Below are 905 nucleotides of genomic sequence, written 5' to 3'. Positions count from 1 at the left end.
CCGGCGTGTTCCGCTTTTGCCTGTGCTTTCTGGTACTTGTCCTTTTTGCTCCCGGCCTTCTCGGCGGAGCCCTCCGGCTCCTGTGCCTTGCCGGTATCCTGCGGCCCGCCCGCTTCATCCTCCTGCCTCATGCGGTCAGAGGGACGGCTTTTCCGGCTGTCCTCTTGAAACTTGCCGCTTTTGGACTTCGGGCCATTGTGGCCCGAAGGGATGTCCTGTCCGGTATCCTCGTCCTTAAACCGCAGGCGTCGGGATGGTGCGGGGGAAGGCCCTTCCCGTTCAGCCGGTCCGGGGCGATTGCTCCCGGTATCCTCCGTCGGCCCCGGCCTTTGAAAATTCCGTTTATCCGGTTTCTTTCCGATGATGTATCCCTCCTTTCCAAACCTCGGGCCATCATGGCCCGAAGTGCGTTATGCCCGGTTCATTTCCTGTTTTTTGTCCTCCGGGCGGGTGGTCATAATGGCGTACAGCTCGGTATTCTGCGGGAAGCGGTCAACAAACGGGATGGTGGTATTCCCGAAGAACAGCAGCCCTTCGCCGGAATTGGTATGGGTCACATAGGAAAGCTGGTGGGGGCTGATCCCAAGCTGTTTGGCTAAAATCTGCCGGTCCCCCTGTGCCTGCGAGAGCAGCACAAGGAAGTCCGAGTTTTCAAAGATGTTTTCAATCTCCGGGCTTGCCAGAAAATCCTTTACGTTCTGCGTTAAAGCACTGGGAACGCACCCTTTTTTTCGCAGCATTTTCCAGATCGCCACACAATAACTTGCCGTCAGACGGTCACGGAGTAGCACATGAAATTCGTCGAAGTAGCACCATGTAGCGATACCGCGCAGGAAATTCATGGACACCTGCGAGTTTACCAAGTCCTGCATAATGAGCATGGCAATCGTCCGAAGTCCGGCCCC

1 pseudogene is annotated in these 905 nt (G+C 56.6%); it reads right to left on the bottom strand.

From position 1 onward, the window contains the following. Positions 1-410 precede the first annotated feature (410 nt). Positions 411-905, bottom strand: a pseudogene (locus H8711_RS13840) (VirB4-like conjugal transfer ATPase, CD1110 family); the annotation flags it as partial.

Origin of the sequence: Ligaoa zhengdingensis, from assembly GCF_014384885.1 — a bacterium.
Lineage (GTDB): Bacteria > Bacillota > Clostridia > Oscillospirales > Ruminococcaceae > Ligaoa > Ligaoa zhengdingensis.
Note: the sequence above shows the minus strand (reverse complement) of the source record. Positions and strands in the feature narration are given on the sequence as shown.